Here is a 1500-nt window from a genome sequence, read left to right as displayed (position 1 = left end):
TTGTAGGCGCAATATAGTAATGTCCTATTTGAGCAATTTAGAAATGTCCGCTTTTGCGTATGATATTCGGCCCTTTACCGGACAGATCGACGCATTAGGAGCCATTTTCGATGGGAAGTTTGCTGACTATGGGACAGAAACAACTGGACAGACTCACGATCCTGGAGCGTGTTAAAGACCGTCGATTAACTCAATCAGAGGCCGCCAGATTGCTGGGCATCAGTGATCGTCAAGTGAGACGGCTTTATAGCGCCTACAGCGACCAAGGCGCTCAAGCGTTGGTTTCCAAACACTACGGTCGTACAAGCAACCGAGCGTATCCAGAAGCGCTCAGGAAGCGTGTTCTTAAGCTCGTCAAATCTCAGTACCACGATTTTGGTCCGACGTTGATCTGCGAGAAACTTCAGGAAGCGCATGGCATTCAAGTTTCCCGAGAAACCATTCGCAAATGGCTGATTGCCGATGGGCACTGGTTAACGCGCAAGGAACGTAAGAAAAAGGTTCATCAGCCACGGTACAGACGTGAGCGCTATGGTGAACTCATACAGATTGATGGATCCGATCACCACTGGTTCGAAGATCGAGGCCTGAGATGCACATTGTTGGTGTACATCGATGATGCGACTGGCAGACTGATGGAGCTTCGTTTCTGCGAATCTGAAACCACGTTCGACTACTTTTTGTCCACCAGGCGTTACCTGGAAAAACACGGCAAGCCAGTGGCGTTCTACAGTGATAAACACAGTGTTTTTCGGGTAAACAAGCAAGGTGCGACGACCGGAAACAATATGACGCAGTTTAGTCGCGCACTCAACGACCTCAATATAGACATTATTTGCGCTAACACTTCTCAAGCAAAAGGCCGTGTTGAACGTGCGAACAAAACGCTTCAGGATCGCCTTGTAAAGGAGTTGAGGCTCAGGGGGATCGATGGCATTGATCAAGCCAATCAGTTCTTACCGGAGTTTCTAGAGGCCTTTAACAAGCGTTTTGGGAAGGAACCGTACAACTTAATCAACATGCATCGACCACTTCTCGAACACGAGGATATGGAGGATGTATTCACCTGGCAAGAGCCGCGAACCGTCAGCAATAGCCTAACGATTCAGTACGACCGGGTAACCTATTTGATCGAACCCAACGATCAGACGGTAGAACTGAAGCGCAAGAAAGTCACAGTCTATGATTATCCGGACGGAACGGTAGATATCCGCTACGAAGGGCAATCCCTCCCCTTCTCTATTTTCGACAAGGTTCGGCAGGTCGATCAGGGGGCAATCGTATCCAACAAACGTCTTGGTGCGGTGTTGAGTTTCATCAAGGAAGAACAGAAAGAGAAAGGATTAAAGCGCAGTAAGAAAGCACCTTCGAGGCGGGCCCAACAACAATCGCAGCGAGAACGACCGAGCAATCCAGCTGTCACACAGGCAAAGTAGCATTCTGAAATACAGGACATTTCTAAGTTGCAGACAGTTAGGACATTTCTAACTTGCATTAACA

At 48.3% G+C, this 1500-nt stretch carries 1 protein-coding gene; it reads left to right on the top strand.

Features of this window, described 5'->3' with window-relative positions; genetic code table 11:
- Positions 1-128: 128 nt before the first annotated feature.
- Positions 129-1436, top strand: coding sequence for an ISNCY family transposase (locus tag HBA55_RS37090; protein ID WP_167001276.1), 1308 nt, complete (start codon positions 129-131; stop codon positions 1434-1436).
- Positions 1437-1500 lie beyond the last annotated feature (64 nt).

It is taken from the genome of Pseudomaricurvus alkylphenolicus (assembly GCF_011683955.1).
Lineage (GTDB): Bacteria > Pseudomonadota > Gammaproteobacteria > Pseudomonadales > Cellvibrionaceae > Pseudomaricurvus > Pseudomaricurvus alkylphenolicus.
This window is presented reverse-complemented; position numbering and strand designations above follow the sequence as displayed.

Coding starts and splice junctions, on each gene's coding strand:
- HBA55_RS37090 (WP_167001276.1), top strand. CDS start 129: ATGGGACAGAAACAACTGGACAGACTCACGATCCTGGAGCGTGTTAAA.